The sequence below is a fragment of the Tenacibaculum sp. TB-56 genome (assembly GCF_059716275.2).
In genome coordinates, this window is record NZ_CM201367.1 from 1,368,761 (window position 1) to 1,387,735 (window position 18,975).

Sequence of the window (18,975 nt, forward strand, 5' to 3'; positions counted from 1 at the left end):
GTTTAATTAAAGGTGTAAAAAGAATATTTTTTGGTTAATGGTAAATAGAATCCAAGGATGGTGGAGTTGCTAGTTTTAAATATATCAATGGCTTGAGGAACTTCTGTATTTTGTGAACTAACCTCATAGATACCATCTTTTTCGGTAATTAATTTAGGTTTTATAAAGTTTGTTATCCGATCATATATATTCTCTTGAATTCTTCCAGCTTTATGATTAAAATTTTCATCAAAAAGACAATGAATACGAACTGATTTTGTAGTTAAATAATTAGTGAAAGAATTAAAATCAGTTTGTGAAAAATTACCAGTATCCATTAAGTTGGGAGAGAAACCTGCTAACCCCATACTTAAAATAGTTGAAATAGTGTTTATACCTTTAACTGTTTGCTTTTCGCAACCTATTACTATTTCATAACCATCTTTATTGTTTGCAACACCAATTCCTATATTACTTTGAGACACTTTTCTTAAAAACTGTTTAGTTTGCTCGAGGCTTCTATACTCTTTAAATGCCCCTCCTTCTTGAATAATGGGAGAATTTTTAAATTTTATGGAGTCACTAGATGTAGTTATAAACTCTTTTAAAAGGTTTTTATTTTCCAAATCGTAAATAGAGAAGTTTAAACCGTCTTTTGAAGCAGTAATTTGAAAAAACAAATTATTATGAATAAAAGAATTAGATCTTTTATTCATACTACTGACATTATAAAGAGGTTTTTTTATTTTTTGAAATAAATAAGTGCCATATTCTAAGTTTAGTGTTAAGATTTGTGTATAAAATCTGTTTTTATCTAGGGTGATGATAACATTATTTTCGTTAATGTATAATTTATTTAATCGAGAAGAAAGCTCTATGGAAGTAGGAGGAACTTGACTTCTTTTAGTTGTTGTAGAAAAAATTTTGTAAACAAACTCATTTTTATATGGGCTATCATTAATTTTTGTAAGTTCATAAACAATATTTTTAATTTCCGAATGATTAGGTTTCGTATAATCAGTTAAGAGTTGTTTTAAAGATGTTTCTTTTGTGTCTGTTATAAAGAACTTTTCATTTTTAAAATCAAAAACAGTTGATGTTGTTTCCTTGTTTATCGAATAATTTCGTGAGACTATATTAGATGTTTTCTCATCTAGAAAAAGTAAGTGAGCTTTATCTCCTTTGTTAACACTTTGAAGAAAGCGAAGATTTTTTGTATCAAAACTATCCTCAATTAATAGAACTTTATTAGTGTCAAAAAGAAATTTAATTGTAACAAATTTTGTTCTCTTGTTGTTGGAAAGAATTAGAGTATAGTTATCTTTTTTATCATATATTTTTCCAACAAAAACATTGTATTTCTGTTTTTTGCTTTCAAAAGTAAGTTGTTTTTTAAGATTGAAATTTTCATTCAATAAGTAAGCATAAATAGTTTTGTTTTCAAACAAAAAGGTTGAAGTATTGTTATTATATTTATTAAATATTGAAAATGATTTTTGAATTGATTTCGAAGAACTCTTAATTTCAAAATTAAAACTACCAACTTGTTTTTGTGAATACGTATAAATCAGATTCATCATTATCAATCCAAAAACAATTTTTTTCATGTCAATTTTATTAAATAAACTCATAAATTTCTGAGGTTTCAAATATAATAAAAGCAGTTTTTGTTTAACAATTAAGCTTTTCATTGTTTGTCTTTATAAGAAAATTACTAAGCTATAAAAAGAAAATAAATTTTTATTCGGGGGTATACAATCTATATGTTTTTAGACTATCTTTCGCGGTTAGTCTAATTGTAAATTTATTAATGCAAACAACTGTAAATGAATTGCATAAGCAACAGTATGAACGATTGATTACTGGCTTAATTTCCAACGAGTTTGGAGTTTGTGATGATTTTTTTTCTGCGGATATGATAGCAGGATTTCGGGATAATTTGAAACAACACTATACCGAAGGAACCATGTATAGAGCGGGTATTGGAAAAGACGCTGATTATACAAAAGACAAAGAGATAAGACGAGATGTTATTTGTTGGATTAACGAAAAAACAGAGAATGATTTAGAAAAGTTGTTTATCCAGAAAATGAATGAATTTGCTGAGTATCTAAACAAAACATGCTATACGAGTATCAATGCATTTGAATTTCATTATGCGTATTATGATGTAGGTAGTTTTTACAAACGTCATATTGATCAATTTAAGAGTGATAACGGACGATTATTTTCGTTTGTAATGTACTTAAATGACGATTGGAATGTTGATGATGGAGGGGAGTTAGTGTTGTACACCAAAGAAAAGACAGAAACCATTTTACCGATTGGAGGTAGAGTTGCTTTTTTTAAGAGTGATGTAACTGAACATGAAGTAAAAGCAGCATTAACAAGACCTCGTTTAAGTATCGTAGGTTGGTTAAAAAATACGTAAAATAAAAAGCCTCTCAATTTGAGAGGCTTTTTATTTTATGAATATATGTTATTAAGCTATAAATTCTCCGTTGTTCACCTTTTCAGAAGGTTGCACAAAAGCTAATCTACCATCAGGGGTATCAGTCATTAAAATCATTCCTTGGCTTTCTACTCCACGAATTTTTCTTGGTGCTAAGTTGCATAAAACGGTTACTTGTTGCCCTACGATATCTTCTGGTTTAAAGCTTTCAGCAATACCAGAAACGATTGTACGAACATCCATACCAACATCAACCTTTAGTTTTAATAACTTTTTAGCTTTCGCTACTTTTTCAGCTTCTAAAATAGTTCCGACACGCATATCCATTTTAGTGAAATCATCAAACTCAATAGTATCTTTTTGAGGCTCCACCACTTTGTTAGCAGCTTCATTCGCTTTTTTAGTTGCTTCTAATTTATCTAACTGTACTTGAATAGTGGCGTCTTCAATTTTAGCAAACAATAATTCAGCTTTATTTATTTTATGATTTTCAGTTAATAAAACGTCTTTTTCAGCAATGTCATTCCAAGTAAGTGAATCATCAATATTTAAAATTGATTTTAACTTTTCTGAAGTGAATGGTAAAAATGGTTCCGATACTATTGCTAAACCAGCTGCGATTTGTAAGGCAACATTCATAATCGTTTTTGTGCGCTCTTCATCTTCTTTAATTACTTTCCAAGGCTCTTCATCTGCTAAATACTTGTTACCCAAACGAGCTAAGTTCATCATTTCTTGAGATGCTTCTCTAAAACGATAACGCTCGATAGATTTCGCAATCACATCTGGAAATTGTTTTAATTGTTCTAAAGCATTTTCATCCGCTTCTGATAATTCACCAGCAGCAGGTACTAATCCGTTATAGTATTTGTTGGTTAACACTACCACACGGTTGATAAAGTTTCCGAAAATAGCTACTAATTCATTGTTATTCTTTGCTTGAAAATCTTTCCAAGTAAAATCGTTGTCTTTAGTTTCAGGTGCGTTTGCTGTTAAGGTATAACGTAATACATCTTGCTGATTAGGGAAATCTTCTAAATACTCATGTAACCAAACCGCCCAGTTTTTAGAGGTAGACAATTTATTTCCTTCTAAATTTAAAAACTCGTTTGCCGGTACATTTTCAGGTAAAATAAAATCTCCATGTGCTTTTAACATTGCAGGGAAAATAATACAGTGAAACACAATATTATCTTTACCGATAAAGTGTACTAATTTCGTATCATCTTTTTTCCAATAGTCTTCCCAGTTTTTACCCTCACGAGTAGCCCATTCTTTGGTTGAAGAAATATATCCGATAGGCGCATCAAACCAAACATATAAAACTTTTCCATCAGCACCTTCAACAGGAACGGGAATTCCCCAATCTAAATCACGAGTTACGGCACGAGGACGTAAACCGTCATCAATCCACGATTTTACTTGACCTAACACGTTAGGTTTCCAATCGTTTTTATGTCCTTCTAAAATCCATTCACGTAAAAAAGCTTCGTGTTTATCTAATGGTAAAAACCAGTGTTTGGTTTCTTTTAAAGTAGGTACATTACCAGTGATTGCTGATTTAGGATTGATTAAATCGGTAGCATTATGGCTCGTTCCGCATTTTTCACACTGATCACCATAACTTTCTTCGTTGCCACATTTAGGACAGGTACCAATTACGAAACGATCTGCTAAAAACTGATTAGCTTCTTCATCGTACAATTGTTGTGTAACCTCTTCAATAAATTCACCATCGTTGTATAATTTGGTGAAGAAATCTGAAGCTGTTTTATGATGAATTTCTGCTGAGGTACGCGAATAGTTATCAAAAGAAATTCCGAAATCTTCAAACGATTGTTTAATGATTCCGTTGTATTTGTCTATAATAGCTTGTGGAGTAACACCTTCTTTTTTAGCGCGCATTGGTATTGCAACTCCGTGTTCATCTGAACCACAAATGTATGCCACGTCTTTTCCTCTTTGACGTAAATAACGAGCATAAATATCTCCAGGAACATATACCCCTGCTAAGTGACCAATATGAATAGGTCCGTTTGTATAAGGTAATGCCGCTGTAATTGTATATCTTTTTGGTGTACTCATGTTTTTCGACTAAAATTAAAGCGCAAAAGTACGAAAAAGCAATTTTTTATACTGTTATAAATTAGGTACATTTGATGGATTTTAAACTTTTAGAATCAAGAAAGAGACTTGTTTATGGAAAAAAGAATTTTCACTTTATTTTTTTTATTGATAATTACATCGGTTTGTGCGCAAAATAAAACTATGAAATTAATAACACCACCATATTTACATAAAGGAGATACAATAGCTATTGTGGCTCCTGCAGGAATTTTAAAGAATAGAAAACATGTAATTGATAAAGCAAAAGAACTTGCTGAAAGTTGGGGATTAAAAGTGGTTTATGGTAAACATTTATTCAATCAGAATGATCATTTTGCTGGGACGGATGAAGAGCGTTGTCAAGATTTTCAAGATGCGTTAGATAACCCGAATATTAAAGCAATTTGGGCTGCACGTGGTGGATATGGTTCAGTTAGAATTATTGATAAATTAGATTTTACGAAGTTTAAACAGCATCCTAAATGGATTGTTGGTTATTCTGATATTACAGCTTTTCATAATCATATTCATAATTTAGGAATAGAAACGCTACATGCTATGATGGGTACAAGTATGGAAGAAAAACCAGAAGAACTTGTACAAACCATTGCTGCTTTTAAAAAAGCTTTATTTGGAGAGGAATTACGATATTCAATTCCTTCTTCAAAAGAGAATAGAGTAGGAGAAGTATCAGGAGAATTGGTAGGAGGTAATATCGCTATTTTAGCTTCGATGTTGGGGTCGGATAGTCAAATTTCTACGGATGGTAAAATTTTATTTATAGAAGAAATAGGAGAATACAAATATTCGATTGATCGAATGTTGCAAAGCTTGAAACGAGCAGGGTATTTTACAAAGGTTAAGGCTATTATTGTAGGTGATATGACCAAAATAAAAAGAAATACAACTCCGTGGGGAAGTTCAATAGAGCAGTTAATTTTAGAGGTTGTACCAAAAGATATTCCTATTCTTTTTAACTTTCCTGCAGGGCATGAGCCAGATAATAGGGCTTTGATTTTAGGAAGAGAAGTTTCTTTAAGTGTCCAAAAAGAAACTTCTACAGTACTATTTAAGTAATTTAATTTTTGTCTTTTCGAGTGTTTATACCAAACAAACGATATAACGGACAAAAGTTAACAAAACTAGTAATTAGCAAAATAATTGCCAGTACAAGCAATATGTTGCCTAAAACGCCTGAGATAATTTCAAAGTAAGATAGAGCTGCAATAATTAAAGCAATTAGCGTTCTAATAGCCTTGTCGGTGTTTCCCATATTTTTTTTCATGGTAGATAGTTTTAAGGTTATTCAAATATAAGTTTTTATATGGCACAACACAATGAGCTTGGTAAGAAAGGAGAGCAGTTAGCAGTTGATTATCTATTGAAAAATGGGTATGAAATTGTTGAAAAGAATTATCGTTTTCAAAAAGCAGAAGTAGATATTATTGCTCAAAAAGACGATTTGTTAATTGCTGTTGAGGTGAAAACAAGATCATCTATCGATTTTGGTAATCCCCAAGATTTTGTGAATCCGAAGAAAATAAAATTACTAGTAAGTGCTATTGATAATTATGTAAATGACCGAGATCTAGATGTTGAAGTTCGATTTGATATAATTGCTATTTTACGAGAACAAGGAGCGTTTAAAATAGAGCATATTAAAGATGCCTTTCTATATTTTTAAAGTATAAAAAAAGCTCAACAAATAATTCTGTTGAGCTTTTTTTGTGAGGTTTTAATTGAGTGGATTAATTGTTTTTACCACTATTAAAATATTTTTCTACATCTTCTTCGTGATCAGGCATTGCAATAATTTTCTTGTCTTTGTCTAATATGAAATAAGTAGGTGTACCAAGTAAGTTGTATTTCTTTACCGTTTCATTATCAAACTTGTAATCAGGATGTGTTCCTATTGCATTATGCCACTCTGGTAAATCTTTAACGAATGCAGTCCATTCAGCAGCATCGTCTTCTATACCAAAAGAAATAACAGAAACTTCTTTATGCGTTTGCATGAATTTATATAATTCAGGTATTTCTTTTACACAGTGTGGGCAACCCGTACTCCAAAATACTAACAAGTACTTTTCTCCGTCATTTAAAGTAGATAATTTTAATTCTTGCCCGTTTTCTTCCCAAGAAAAATCTGGAGCAGTTCTACCTACAGTTGCAAGTAAAACGTCTAATTTTTCTTTTTTAAACTCCGCATCTTGATCTTTAGCAGGTAACTCATCAAAATATTCTTCAAACATCCAATCTACAAGAGGGCCGTTTCTTTTATCGGTAAGTGCGCTAATTAAGTAGTAAGTAACAGCCTTTTCTAATTTATCTGAAGAAATTTTCTTCATTACATTTTCAATAGACTCTTTAATTAACTTTTGTTGTACTTCTCTATCGTCAGAATAGTTTAAATAGAAAACATAGTCGTTAATTCTATCAATTAAAAAAGAAGAGTTGTATAGGTCTTCGTTTTTAAAATCTACATACTCAAAAAAGTTTTCATTAGTAGCAGATAAATAATCTTTTATATTGTCGTGAGGATTGTATGAGTTATAACGGCGAGATGCTTTTATAAAGCTGTTTACCAGCATTCCTTCCGATTTGTTTTCAAAGGTTTTTTGAATATCTTCAAGCTCTTTAATTTCTTTCTTATAAGCTTTTTTAGCTTCTTTATCTTCAGACTCTATATAAGAAGCTTGTAAAGAATCTATTTTTTTTTGTACTGCGTTATAAGCTTGTAGGTATTCACTATACAATTTATTTTCTCTAGAACTTGTAAAAAGAACCGATTGATCTGGGTATTTTGGGTTGAAAATAAATTCAATATTTTCATTATTGAAGAAAAAATCAACAAAACCTGCTCCTCTAGTTCTGTATACTGCACGATAAGCACCAGGTTTAGCATTTTCGCCCAAATCAAAATTAAACTTCCCTAAAACTTGCTGGCTTCCGTTAATGTTTACGGTATCTAACTTTATGTTTGTGAAGGCAACATAATCTTGTTTTGCGCCTTCTATTTTATAAAGAGCTATTTGGTCACTTTTCTCTGGAGGAGTCATAGTACCTTTAACAGAATATTGAGCGTTAACTAGTGGTGCGGTAAATATTAATAGAGCGAGTAATTTTTTCATCATAATATTTTAAAGGGTTACTTACAAGGTTTTAAAACTAGGTATTTACAAACTTCTATCCAAGAAGTATACCACTTTTATTTTTTCTTGTGTACTTTAGAGATGTTTTTTTAATTGTTTGATAACATGAAATTTAAAGATCAAGTATTTTGGATTACTGGAGCTTCATCAGGTATAGGAAAATCTTTAACTATTGAATTGGCTAATCTAGGAGCAAAATTAATTATCTCTTCAAGAAACGAGAGTGCTTTAATTGAAGTAAAGAATCAATGTAAGTTTCCTGAAAAGGTTGCTATTCTTACGTTAGATTTAGAGGTTTATGAAAGTTTAGCTAGTAAAGTAGCCAAAGCTATTTCATTTTTTGGTAGAATAGATGTTTTAGTAAATAATGGAGGAATTAGCCAACGATCATTGGTAAAAGATACTTCAATTCAGGTTGACAAACGATTGATGGATGTTAATTATTTAGGAACGGTTGCTTTAACAAAGGCTTTATTACCTCATTTTATTGAAAATAAATCGGGGCATTTTGTGGTAACTACGAGTATAGTAGGAAAGATTGGAACTCCATTACGTTCAACCTATGCTGCTACCAAACATGCATTGCATGGTTTTTTTGATAGTTTACGAGCTGAACACCATAACGATAATATTGCTGTTACATTGATTTGTCCAGGTTTTGTAACGACTAATGTTTCTAAAAATGCGTTGACAGGTGATGGAAGTCCGCAAAATACCATGGATACAGCCACGGCAAACGGTATTCATCCTGATGAGTTTGCTAAACACATGCTAAAAGCTATTCGAAACAAACGAGAAGAGGTATACATCGCCGGAGTTAAGGAAAAGCTTGGAGTTTATACCAAACGTTTCTTTCCGAAGTTATTATCAAAAATGATTCGAAAATTAAGTGTTACTTAACTAAAAAAGTCAATTACTTCAAAATAGTTAATAATAGCTTCTTTCATTAAAACCGATTGCTCTCCTGGTTTTAAAGTTGGAAGCTCAGTTAAGGTTTTATAGTGAGGCCAACCATCATTATCAAAATAATCGAATTCATAGTATCCGTAAGGTTCTAATAACTTACAAATTGCTATGTGCATAAGGTTAACTTTCTCATCTTTTTTAAACTTTCTATGACCTTGTCCGAGTTCTTGAACACCAATTAAATAAATAATTCCATCTATATTTAATTCATCACCGTCAGCAAATTGTTGTGATAATTGAGTTACCACGAAGTCCCATTTTTCTTTTAAGTTGGTTTTTTTAGTCATTTGTGTTTTTTAGAAAAAGCAAAGATACAAATGAGTTATGTATATTTGAGCATGTAATTTGTTTTCACACTTATGAATACTTTTGATATTATTATCACAGCTTTGTTGCTCTTCGGTTTTGTAAGAGGTATTATGAAAGGGCTTTTTGTTGAAATAGCTTCGTTGGTAGCCTTGGTTGCTGGAGTATATGGAGCGATTCACTTTTCGTATTTTATTGGAGATTGGTTAAAAAATAGTGTTACTTGGGATGAAAAGTATATTTCTCTAGCGGCTTTTGCAGGAACTTTTGTAGTGATAATTATTGTAATTGCTTTACTTGGTAAAATACTAACTAAAATAGCTGATTTTGCTTCACTTGGAATTTTAAATAAGATTTTAGGAGGTGTTTTTGGAGCTTTAAAAATTGGATTAATTTTAAGTGTAGTTTTTATTTTCTTTGGAAAAATGAATGACACCATTCCGTTTGTAAAACAAGAAAGTTTAGAAGAGTCTATTTTATACACACCCGTAAAAAAAATAGCACCAACTATTTTCCCATCAATTATTAAAGATGATGAAAAGGAGGAGGGAGAAAAGAATACTTTAGAGTTAGATATCAATATATAAAAACAAAAACGGATGAAAAGTTTCATCCGTTTTTGTTTTTAATCTAAATGGTAAATTTCCATAATACCCTCTAAGATGCGTTCAAAATCGATGTTTAAATCGATGAGGTTTCCTGTTTTAATATCAAAAACCCAACCATGTACTTTTAAGCCTCTATCTCTGTAAGCCTTTTGTACAGCTGCAGTTTTAATAAGATTAACACATTGTTCTTGTACGTTTAAATCAACCAAGCGATCGTAACGTTCATTTTCATCTTCAATTTTATTCAATTCATCTTTATGTAAGCGATATACATCTCTAATATAACGTAACCAAGGATTTAATAAACCTAAATCGGCAGATTGCATTGCAGCTTTTACACCACCACAAGAGTAGTGACCGCAAACCACAATATGGTTAACTTTTAAATGTTCTACAGCATATTCAATTACTGAAGCAGAATTCAAATCGATTGCAGGTACCATGTTGGCAATATTTCTGTGTACAAAAACATCACCAGGGTCAAGACCCATTAAGTCTTCGGCAGAAACTCTACTATCTGAACATCCTATGTATAGTAATTCAGGATTTTGTCCTTCGTTTAATTTTTTAAAATAGTCTTTATCGGTAGATAGCTTGTTTTTTACCCACTCTTTATTGTTATCAAAAATTTTAGATAGATTCATAGTTGTAAATATTACTCGTTAGAAGAGTTTTCACCACCGTTCTGTATTTGGAGGGAAATAATTTTCGAAGTTAATAAAAAAAGAGAACCTAAAATTAAATTTAGATTCTCTTTGTGGTGTAAAATCAAGAGGAGTGATTCTTATTCAAAAAAAGTAACAGCACCGTCTTCAATGTTATACATAGCTCCAACGATCATAACCTCACCGTTTTTATGCATATCAGCTAGTACTTCACTTTCGTTTAAAATTCTATCAATAGTTAATTGTACGTTCTTTTCAGCAACGTTATTTACAAACTCGATGTTAGAAGAGTTTCTTAAGCTTTCATCTTTTGGCTCAGTTACAGCTTCTACAGCTGGTTTAATTTTACCTAACATGGCGGTTAAGTTACCTAACTCAGCATTATCACAAGCTCCTTTAACGGCACCACAACTTGTGTGTCCTAATACTACGATTAATTTAGTACCTGCTAACTTACAAGCAAACTCCATACTACCTAAAATATCTTCGTTTACAAAGTTACCAGCAATTCTTGCGCTAAAAATATCTCCTAAACCTTGGTCGAAAACTAATTCAGCAGAAACTCTTGAATCGATACAGCTTAAAATAGTAGCAAAAGGAAATTGTCCTTCTCTGGTATCGTTAACTTGCTCTAATAAGTTACGGTTCGCTTTTAAGTTATTTTGAAATCTTAAGTTTCCTTCTTTTAAATATTGTAATGACTTTTCAGGAGTCATAGTAGCTTGAGTTTCTTTAGTATGTGCTTTCATGATTTGTATTTTTATAAAATTATTTATATCTTTTTATTGAATACTAACAATACTTTGAATAGCGTATTGTTAGTAAAGTGTTTTTTATTTCGTTATAACCTTTAAAAGGCGTTATGCCACTTTTGGTCTTAACTTAAAGAATTGAATGAAACTATCTGGGTTTTCAACTTCACCACGTTCAGAAATAAGCTTGATATTAATATTTCTTTCTTTGGCTTTAAAGGCGAAATCTTCTAAAATTTCAATAATATCGTTATCTAAATATCTAGTTTTTCTAACGTCTAATTCTAAGTGTGTTCCTTCAGCTAAACTATCTAATTCTTTTAAGATAGCTCCTTTGTTAAAGAATGTTACTTCTTCAGCAAGTGTCATTTTTATTTTGTGTACGCCATTACTTTTGTCTTCAATGTGTAAGAAGTGTGAGTTTTGGTAGCTTTTAATTAAAATAACAACTACTCCTACTGCTAAACCTAATGAAATACCAGTTAATAAATCGGTAAAAACAATACCTAAAACTGTTACCATAAAAGGTACAAACTGCTTCCATCCTAAAGCGTACATTTGTTTGAATAAGCTTGGTTTTGCTAATTTGTAACCTACTACTAATAAAATAGCAGCTAAAACAGATAAAGGTATTTTGTTTAATAAAGTTGGAATTAAAATTACCGATATCAACAATAATAAACCGTGAATAATAGTAGACATTTTAGATTTACCACCTGATTGGATGTTAGCAGAACTTCTTACAATTACTTGCGTAATAGGTAAACCTCCAATTAAACCAGATAAAATGTTTCCTGTTCCTTGTGCAACTAATTCTCTATTGGTTGGAGTTACATTTTTTTCAGGGTCTAACTTGTCAGTAGCTTCAACACAAAGTAAAGTTTCTAAACTAGCAACTAAAGCAATGGTAAAGGCAGTTACCCATACTTCATAGTTAGTAATGGCGCTAAAGTTAGGGAAAGTAAATTGACCTAAGAAAGAATCAAAACTTTCAGGAATTGGTACACTTACCAAGTGAGAAGCTTGTATAGCTAATGTTTCATTTCCTTGTGTTAATGTAAAAAACACAATTCCCAACACTACAGCTACTAAAGGCCCTTGAATTAGTTGAAATATTTTCCCTTTTTTACTTAGAACTTTATCCCAAAGAATTAAAATAGCTAATCCAATAAAACCAATAACCATAGACCCCATGGTAATATTATCTACAATATTAAAGATTGCAGAAAAAGTATTTTCACCAGAAGCTTCAATAAAACTATCTGCTCCTTCTGGTTCAGCATCGTATCCGAAGAAATGAGGAATTTGCTTTAAAATAATGATAACTCCAATACCGGTAAGCATTCCTTTAATTACAGATGACGGAAAGTAATATCCGATAACACCAGCTTTAAGAACTCCGAAAAGAATTTGAATAATTCCTCCTAATACTACAGCTACTAAAAAGTTTTCATAACCTCCTAAAGAACCAATAGCTGTTAATACAATAGCTGCTAAACCAGCAGCAGGTCCACTAACTCCAATTTTAGAGCCACTGATAGCTCCAACAACAACACCTCCAACAATTCCTGCAATTACTCCTGAAAAAAGAGGGGCTCCACTGGCCAAAGCAATACCTAAACATAAAGGTAAGGCAACAAAGAATACGACGATACTTGCAGGCAAGTCGCTTTTAATATTTTTAAACATAATGTATGTGTATATTTTTATACTCCAAATGAAAATTTAGAGTGTATTTTAAAATGTAAATGAATTATTTATTACTTATTAGGTTGAGCCAAGGCAATATGTAACAAGCCTTATTTCAAAATAACGTTGTTTTTATTCACTAAGCATCACACGGAGTTTTATTCCATGAAATAATTAGCCAAAAAATTAAGCAGTAAAAAATTCGGGAGGTGGGGTGAGAATTTTTGGATATTGAGAAACGTAGTTTTTAGATTGAAAACGCACGTTTTTCTTTTTTTGAATAGTCTTGTATAAAAAAGAGATGTAATCTTTGTTAGGGTGTGCTTTTAATTCAGCAACCTTAACATGTTTTGTGTTCTCTTCTTCTTCACTTAAATTCAAGAAAATAGTTAAGTCTTGGTTCTTATCTACCAAAGTAATTACCGTAGGAGCCACAATGATTCCTGCGAATAATACAATAAAGAATATGGCGATTTTAGATTTCAAATACTATAACTATTATAAGTTGAGCTGCAAAAGTAATTATTTTTTTAAAGCTAAAATGTTATAATTCTTTTAAATTTTCAGATTGCGTCCAACCTATTTTGCCATCGGCTAGTTTTATTTTCTTCCAATTATCTACCGAATCTAACACAAGAATTTTAGTGCCTTCGTGTAAAGTAAAGACTTCATCTGAGTTATTTGTAGGCTCGTTACTAACCGAAACTACTTCCGAAAAAATAATAGCTTCTACAGTGTTTTTTGATTGATTGTATTCAGTGTATGTAACAATCAAAGATGTAATTAAAAGTAAAAAAGAGATAATGCTAGTTGTAAAATATAACCTCTTTTTATTTGGGGTATAAGCAAAATAGAAAAGTAAAAAGAATACAGAAGCAATGAACGAGATTATTACCGTAACGATAGCCCAAGTGTTGTAAGCTAGCTTTTGTAAATAGTTTTCATTGAATTTTTGCAATACAGACTTAGGTAAGGCTTCAATTCTATCTAAGGTTAATCGTTTTGCTAAAACTAAATTGTTTTTAGCATCTTCGTTTAAAGGATTTAGTTTTAATGCTTTTTCGTAATTGTAAATTGTAGGAGCCACTTTATTTAGCTTGTAATAACAGTTTCCTAAATTGTAATACAGTTCAGAAGAAACAATGCCTTGACTTTGAATTTGCTCGTACAATTTAACTGCCTCTTCGTAATTACCTTCTTTATACAAAGAATTAGCCGTTGAAAATAAATTGTCGGTGTTTTGTGCTAACGTACTAATTGACACAAAAAAGAATAATAATATAGCTAGCTTTCTCATTATAATTGTCGGTCTAATTGCGTTATTACTTTTTTTGCCTTTTCGTACTCTTCTTTCATTTGTACGTTGGTAATAGGAGTGTATCGAGCAAAATCACAATTATTAAAAACATCGATAAAACTATGTGTTGTAGTGCTATCTACATTTTTATCGGCCAATAATTCAGTGATTTTCTCACGACTGATATCAGAGGTTTCTACGCTTAATTTTGCTTTTAAATAATTGTGTAAAGCTCTTTCTAACGCCTCATAAAAAGCTTCTTTATTACCTAGTTGTTTTTGAGCTTCTGATAAGTATTTCTTAGCTAGTTTATCGGCTTTACGTAGCTTATTACCCAATACATCACTATTACGTTCTTCTTTCTTTTTCTGAATAAAAATTCCAATAGGAATTGCTACAATAGGAAGTAATAACAAAATATAAAATAAAGTAGATTTAAAGAAATCTTCTGTTTGTATAGGTTGGAAATTAGTTGATGTTTGAATATATCTAAAATCACTACCTGTAATATTTACATTTTGTTTGGCTACCTCATTGGTGTCTGAATCCGTAGGGATTTCTTTTCCTTCTAAAACATCAACATATAAATCTTCAGTTGTAATTGTTTGATATACCTCTTCTTTAGGGTTGAAGTATGAAAAACTAACCTTCGGGATTTTATACTTTCCTTTAAATTCTGGAACTACAGTGTAGCTGTCGGTAACAGATCCTTTTAGCCCGTCAGAAAGAACACTAACACTTTCTTTTCTTTCTGGTTGGTATACTTCTAGCTCTTTAGGGGTTTCAATTTTAGGAAGTTCAAATAATTTTAAATTTCCTTTTCCGTTAACGGCAACTTTAATTTGAGATGATTCGTTTGCTTTTAAAGTGTTTTTACTAAGAGAAACATCAAAAGAAAATTGCCCTACTGCTCCTGTAAAATCTTCTGGTTTATTTTGAAGAGGTAATGCTTTTGCGTTGATTACTTTTTTTACTGAAGAAAACTCTTTACGAACTTGACGTGTAATAAGATTGCCAAAAAAGTCTGCTTTTCCAGTAGGTACAGCTACGACAACATCCATTTTCATAGGGTCTATTGTTAGCTTACCTGAAGTTGTTGGGATTAATAAAGCTTTATGTAAAACGGCGTAACGATGACGTTCTCCATTGTAAGTGCCTATTTTAACTTGAGTTCCATTAATTTTTATCTCTTGGTTCCAAAAACCATTGTATTGTGGTGCTTCTGTAATTCCAAAATCATAAACGCTCACATTATCGCTAACATACAGACGATATTCTATGTATACTCCTTCACCTACATAAGGTTGTGATTTGGAAACTTCTGCAACTAAATGGATGTTTTGTTCGGCAATATAATTAGGATCGTTCGGATTTTTAGGAATATCTACAGCATCTAATACAATAACTTTTACAGGATTAGATTTGATGGTTTCTCCTTCAATTTCAATGCTTGCTGAAGGAATGTTAAATTCTCCTTTTCGTAAAGGTTGAAGAATATATGTATACGATTGATTGAATGAAACCTTACCATTAATCCAAGATTGACTTACCGATTGACTCGGACCACCAACAATTTTAAAATTAGTGAAGTTTGGTGGTTTAAAATTATCGGCTCCTTGTTTGTTGATAGAAAACTCAATACGTAGTCGCTGGTTTACTCCCAATTTATTTTTACTAACAGTAGTTGTTAATGCAACATCTTGCGCACTAATAGAATGTGAAATAAAAATTAATATTAAAATTAATAAACGCATTACTTTAGTTTAATTTTTTGAAACTAATTTTAACTCAAGAGTGTCTTTAGTTATAGAAATAAAATCGTCTATTGAGTTATTAATTTTGACTTTTAAATTAAGAATCATAGGAGATTCTTCTTCTTGATTTTTATTGGTTGTTAATAAAAATTTTTTAAATAAAATTTTGTTATAATTTATTCCTTTGTGTTTGACAACTTCTTTTTTAATATTAGTTATTTTAACTTCTTTTGAGTGAAAGCCTTTAAACCTAGGCTCTGATATTACAAGGTAGGAGTCAGGTACTCCTTCTTCCAAGTAATAGAGGTAGTAATTTACAGATTGGGGATTATTATTTCTTTTTGAGAATAGGAATGTGTTTTTCGAAACTTTACATTTGATATCAGCTAAACATTTTGCTTCATTTGAATAACTATCAATTACTTTAATAGTTAGTTTTTGTGCTTTTAATTTTGTGTTGTTTAAGAGAAAGGAAGGTGGCGATATTGTGTATGTGCCTTTTTTTTGGGGCTTTATCAAGTAATACCATGATAAAGAACGTTTGTTTATGGTGTTACCATTTTTATCTTTAAATAAAAAGCGGTTAAAATTCTTTGAAATTTTGTCAGAAACTATATTAAAGTCATTTAAATCTGGTGGAGTAAATAAAGAATCTATGGGGAGTTTAGTTAAAAAAGAACTATCAATCTGATCAGAGGTAGTTGTTAACTTGAATTTTAATTTAAACTCCTGATTTGAACTAACCTTTTCATGATTAACAGACATTAAAAAGTTGACATCTTGCGCGCTAAGAGCAATTGTAATAAAACTAATTAATAACGTTATGTATACTTTCAACTTCATACTTATTTTTCAAAAATGCCTAAAAGTAATTAAGATTTTAACAACTGAAAAATTACCAGTCTTTTTCTTGTTTTACTTTTCTTCCTTTTGATTTTTGCGCATTCATTTTCTTTTGCGTCTTGTTTTCTTCATTATTTAAACTCTCAAGTAGCTGTTTCATTTGCTCAGGAGTCATGTTACCTTGCTGAGGTTTAGGTTGTTGATTTTGTTTGTCTTTTTGGTCTTGATTAGGTTTTTGCTGATTGTTTTGATCATCGTTTTTCTGATCTTGGTTATCATCCTTTTTGTCCTTATCGTCGCCTTTTTGATCCTTATTTTTATCGTTTTGTTTGTCTTTGTTGTCTTGCTCTTGCTGATCTTTATTTTGCTGATTCTGATCTTGTTGATCTTTGTTTTTATTCTTTTCCTCTTCTTCTTCAATTTTTTTCTTTAAGGCATTCAACTTTCTATCATTAGGAAAAGCTTGTAATCCATCATTAATAATGTCTTTTGCAGATTGAGTTTTTCCGTAGGTATATAGCTGTGCTCCCGCATTAAAAAAATTAGTAGCAGAGCTTTGTGCTTGCATCAGTGTTGAAGCCAAACAAACTAATATGAATAAAAAACTTCTCATTATTTAATAATTTGATTAATATCTTCAAGTCTTTTAATATAGTCTTGATAATGTTTGGTTGTTTGATCTTTACTTAAAGCTTCTTTCATTAAACTTAATGCTTTAGAAAAATCATTATTATTTAATGCGTTATCAGCTTTTTGTTTCATGCTTTTTGCATACTCTGATGGTTTAATATCTTTATTATCAGGATTATTTTTGTTCTTATTGTCGTTATTGTTCTGTTTGTTTTGTTCTTGTTTCTTAGCTTCTTTTTGAGCAACCGCTAAATTATAACGAGTTTCATCATCATTAGGATTTCTTCGTAAGGCATTTTTAAAAGCTTCTACAGCTTGTTCGTACTGCTTTTCTTCTATCATAGCATTACCAATATTGTGGTAAGCCTCAGCTTGCTCTATTTTATTTTTTGAGGTTTTGGTGGTTACTTCAAACTGTTCAATAGCTTCTTTGTACTTTTTTTCTTGATATAAAGTGTTTCCGAAGTTATAACTCGCTTTTTCATACTTACTGTTTTTGCCTAAGGCTTTTCGGTAAGCAATGGCAGCATCGCTATATTTTTCTTTGTTGTAAAGCTTGTTTCCGTCTCGTAATAAAGCACGCGCTTCACGTTGTAACTTCAGCGTGTCTTGTTGTGCGTTTACCGTAGCTGATAAAGCAAAAGCAAGGATTATTAGGATGTTTTGTAAATTTTTCATTCTATCATTCAATACTTAACGGAGTTTACGACTCCTCATTAAATAAATCTACTTTCTTTAACCATTTGGTCTTTTTGTCGAACAAAAACATATCGAGAATTAAAAACAACAATCCGATAGCTACAAACCATTGAAATTGGTCTTTGTAATCAGAGAATTGCTTAGTTTCAAACTCACTTTTTTGTGCGTTACCAATAATTTTTTCGATGGCCTCAACTGGATTTTCAGTTTTATTTCCATCAAAATATTGTCCGTCAGAAGCATCAGCAATTCCTTGTAAAACATCGGGTTTACGTTGGGTAATTACTGTTTCTCCAATTCTATCTTTTTTATAACCAATAAGTGCGCCATTTAATTTTATAGGAATTGGACCTCCTTTTTCAGTACCTACACCTACGGTGTATACTTTTACACCTTCGTTGGCAATATTTTGCGCAACTTGTTTAGTTTCTTCTTGATGATCTTCACCATCAGAGATTATAATTAAAAAGCGATTGGTTTGCTCGTCGTTATCGTAATAAGTTTTTGCTAAGTTTAAGGCTTCGTTTATAGCGGTACCTTGACTTGAAACCATATCAGGGTTTGCATTTTGCAAAAACATTTTTGCTGCGGCGTGATCGGTTGTAATTGGAAGTAACGGATACGCATTTCCTGCATAAATGATAATACCAACTCTATCGCTTCCTAATTTATCAATCGTTTTAGAGATAATTTGTTTAGCTTTTTCTAGTCGATTTGGAGCAATATCTTCTGCTAACATACTTTTAGAAACATCTAAAGCAAAAACAACATCAACACCTTCTCTTTTTACAGTTTTAAGTTTGGTACCCATTTTAGGGTTTACCAAAGACAGAATTAAAAATGACAGTCCTAAAATAAAAAAAATCAATTTTAAAACGGATTTAAAAGTGGAAGTGTTTGGTGCTATTCTGGTTAAAAGAATAGTGTTAGCGAATTTTTTCTGTGTTCGTTTTTTCCACCATAAAACCAACAGGAAAACCACAATTATTATTGGAATAATTGCAAAAAGGTAAAAATATATTGGTTCTTCTAGTTTGTACATCCTTCGGATAGTTTAATTGTTGATGTGTTTAATGG

The 18,975-nt window shown here is 31.1% G+C and carries 20 protein-coding genes; 5 read left to right on the forward strand and 15 right to left on the reverse strand.

Translation table 11 applies throughout. The features are described from left to right. Nucleotides 1-2: 2 nt before the first annotated feature. Nucleotides 3-1,670, reverse strand: coding sequence for a hypothetical protein (locus AC3VI6_RS06640; RefSeq protein ID WP_497705601.1), 1,668 nt, complete (start codon nt 1,668-1,670; stop codon nt 3-5). Nucleotides 1,671-1,789: 119 nt separating this feature from the next. Between AC3VI6_RS06640 and AC3VI6_RS06645 the strand changes: the two genes are divergently transcribed. Then, nucleotides 1,790-2,410: a 2OG-Fe(II) oxygenase gene (locus AC3VI6_RS06645; protein WP_497705602.1), complete on the forward strand. Its 621-nt coding sequence runs from the start codon at nt 1,790-1,792 to the stop codon at nt 2,408-2,410. A gap of 51 nt (nt 2,411-2,461) precedes the next feature. Here AC3VI6_RS06645 and metG read toward each other — a convergent pair whose 3' ends face one another. Further along, the gene (metG, locus tag AC3VI6_RS06650; RefSeq protein WP_497705603.1) at nt 2,462-4,516 is read right to left on the reverse strand and encodes a methionine--tRNA ligase; all 2,055 of its coding nucleotides are present in this window, start codon (nt 4,514-4,516) and stop codon (nt 2,462-2,464) included. A 114-nt stretch (nt 4,517-4,630) separates the two neighbouring features. Between metG and AC3VI6_RS06655 the strand changes: the two genes are divergently transcribed. Further along, nucleotides 4,631-5,614 carry a S66 peptidase family protein gene (locus AC3VI6_RS06655; RefSeq protein WP_497705604.1) on the forward strand — a complete coding sequence of 328 codons (984 nt, stop codon included), beginning with the start codon at nt 4,631-4,633 and terminating at the stop codon, nt 5,612-5,614. A gap of 1 nt (nt 5,615) precedes the next feature. Here AC3VI6_RS06655 and AC3VI6_RS06660 read toward each other — a convergent pair whose 3' ends face one another. Further along, the gene (locus AC3VI6_RS06660; RefSeq protein WP_298997019.1) at nt 5,616-5,822 is read right to left on the reverse strand and encodes a YgaP family membrane protein; all 207 of its coding nucleotides are present in this window, start codon (nt 5,820-5,822) and stop codon (nt 5,616-5,618) included. 39 nt (nt 5,823-5,861) lie between these two features. Between AC3VI6_RS06660 and AC3VI6_RS06665 the strand changes: the two genes are divergently transcribed. Then, nucleotides 5,862-6,221 carry a YraN family protein gene (locus tag AC3VI6_RS06665; RefSeq protein WP_274634454.1) on the forward strand — a complete coding sequence of 120 codons (360 nt, stop codon included), beginning with the start codon at nt 5,862-5,864 and terminating at the stop codon, nt 6,219-6,221. 64 nt (nt 6,222-6,285) lie between these two features. Here AC3VI6_RS06665 and AC3VI6_RS06670 read toward each other — a convergent pair whose 3' ends face one another. Continuing rightward, nucleotides 6,286-7,668 carry a TlpA family protein disulfide reductase gene (locus tag AC3VI6_RS06670; RefSeq protein ID WP_497705605.1) on the reverse strand — a complete coding sequence of 461 codons (1,383 nt, stop codon included), beginning with the start codon at nt 7,666-7,668 and terminating at the stop codon, nt 6,286-6,288. Nucleotides 7,669-7,794: 126 nt separating this feature from the next. Here AC3VI6_RS06670 and AC3VI6_RS06675 point away from each other — a divergent pair, with 126 nt between their 5' ends. Further along, complete coding sequence (locus AC3VI6_RS06675; RefSeq protein WP_298997013.1) at nt 7,795-8,589, forward strand: SDR family oxidoreductase; 795 nt, start codon at nt 7,795-7,797, stop codon at nt 8,587-8,589. Here AC3VI6_RS06675 and AC3VI6_RS06680 read toward each other — a convergent pair. Continuing rightward, a complete protein-coding gene (locus tag AC3VI6_RS06680; RefSeq protein WP_497705606.1) occupies nt 8,586-8,942 on the reverse strand; it encodes a hypothetical protein in 357 nt (118 codons plus the stop codon). The two genes, AC3VI6_RS06675 and AC3VI6_RS06680, sit on opposite strands and share 4 nt — an antisense overlap. A 72-nt stretch (nt 8,943-9,014) precedes the next feature. On the opposite strand from AC3VI6_RS06680, the gene AC3VI6_RS06685 reads away from it, so the two are divergent. Next, nucleotides 9,015-9,548 (forward strand): CvpA family protein, encoded by a 534-nt coding sequence (locus AC3VI6_RS06685; protein ID WP_497705607.1) that lies wholly within the window; start codon nt 9,015-9,017, stop codon nt 9,546-9,548. Between the two features lie 38 nt (nt 9,549-9,586). Here the strand turns inward: AC3VI6_RS06685 and AC3VI6_RS06690 are convergent, their stop codons facing one another. From AC3VI6_RS06690 to AC3VI6_RS06735, 10 genes are all read right to left on the reverse strand, one after another. Next, nucleotides 9,587-10,213: a carbonic anhydrase gene (locus AC3VI6_RS06690; RefSeq protein ID WP_274634459.1), complete on the reverse strand. Its 627-nt coding sequence runs from the start codon at nt 10,211-10,213 to the stop codon at nt 9,587-9,589. Nucleotides 10,214-10,353: 140 nt separating this feature from the next. Then, complete coding sequence (locus AC3VI6_RS06695) at nt 10,354-10,983, reverse strand: carbonic anhydrase family protein (RefSeq protein ID WP_435254086.1); 630 nt, start codon at nt 10,981-10,983, stop codon at nt 10,354-10,356. 111 nt (nt 10,984-11,094) lie between these two features. Continuing rightward, a complete protein-coding gene (locus AC3VI6_RS06700; protein ID WP_497705608.1) occupies nt 11,095-12,675 on the reverse strand; it encodes a SulP family inorganic anion transporter in 1,581 nt (526 codons plus the stop codon). Nucleotides 12,676-12,861: 186 nt separating this feature from the next. After that, nucleotides 12,862-13,161, reverse strand: coding sequence for a hypothetical protein (locus AC3VI6_RS06705; RefSeq protein ID WP_497705609.1), 300 nt, complete (start codon nt 13,159-13,161; stop codon nt 12,862-12,864). A 58-nt stretch (nt 13,162-13,219) separates the two neighbouring features. Further along, on the reverse strand, nt 13,220-13,972 hold the full coding sequence (locus AC3VI6_RS06710) for a tetratricopeptide repeat protein (protein WP_497705610.1): 753 nt from the start codon (nt 13,970-13,972) through the stop codon (nt 13,220-13,222). Then, the gene (gene batD / locus AC3VI6_RS06715) at nt 13,972-15,726 is read right to left on the reverse strand and encodes an aerotolerance protein BatD (RefSeq protein ID WP_497705611.1); all 1,755 of its coding nucleotides are present in this window, start codon (nt 15,724-15,726) and stop codon (nt 13,972-13,974) included. The genes AC3VI6_RS06710 and batD overlap by 1 nt, the downstream gene beginning before the upstream one ends. Before the next feature lie 9 nt (nt 15,727-15,735). Then, nucleotides 15,736-16,569 (reverse strand): BatD family protein, encoded by an 834-nt coding sequence (locus AC3VI6_RS06720; RefSeq protein ID WP_497705612.1) that lies wholly within the window; start codon nt 16,567-16,569, stop codon nt 15,736-15,738. 52 nt (nt 16,570-16,621) lie between these two features. After that, nucleotides 16,622-17,182, reverse strand: a complete 561-nt coding sequence (locus tag AC3VI6_RS06725) for a hypothetical protein (protein WP_497705613.1) — start codon at nt 17,180-17,182, stop codon at nt 16,622-16,624. Next, nucleotides 17,182-17,877, reverse strand: coding sequence for a TPR repeat aerotolerance protein BatC (gene batC, locus AC3VI6_RS06730; protein ID WP_497705614.1), 696 nt, complete (start codon nt 17,875-17,877; stop codon nt 17,182-17,184). Before batC ends, AC3VI6_RS06725 begins: the two co-directional genes overlap by 1 nt. Before the next feature lie 25 nt (nt 17,878-17,902). Beyond that, nucleotides 17,903-18,940: a VWA domain-containing protein gene (locus AC3VI6_RS06735; protein ID WP_497705615.1), complete on the reverse strand. Its 1,038-nt coding sequence runs from the start codon at nt 18,938-18,940 to the stop codon at nt 17,903-17,905. Nucleotides 18,941-18,975: the final 35 nt, after the last annotated feature.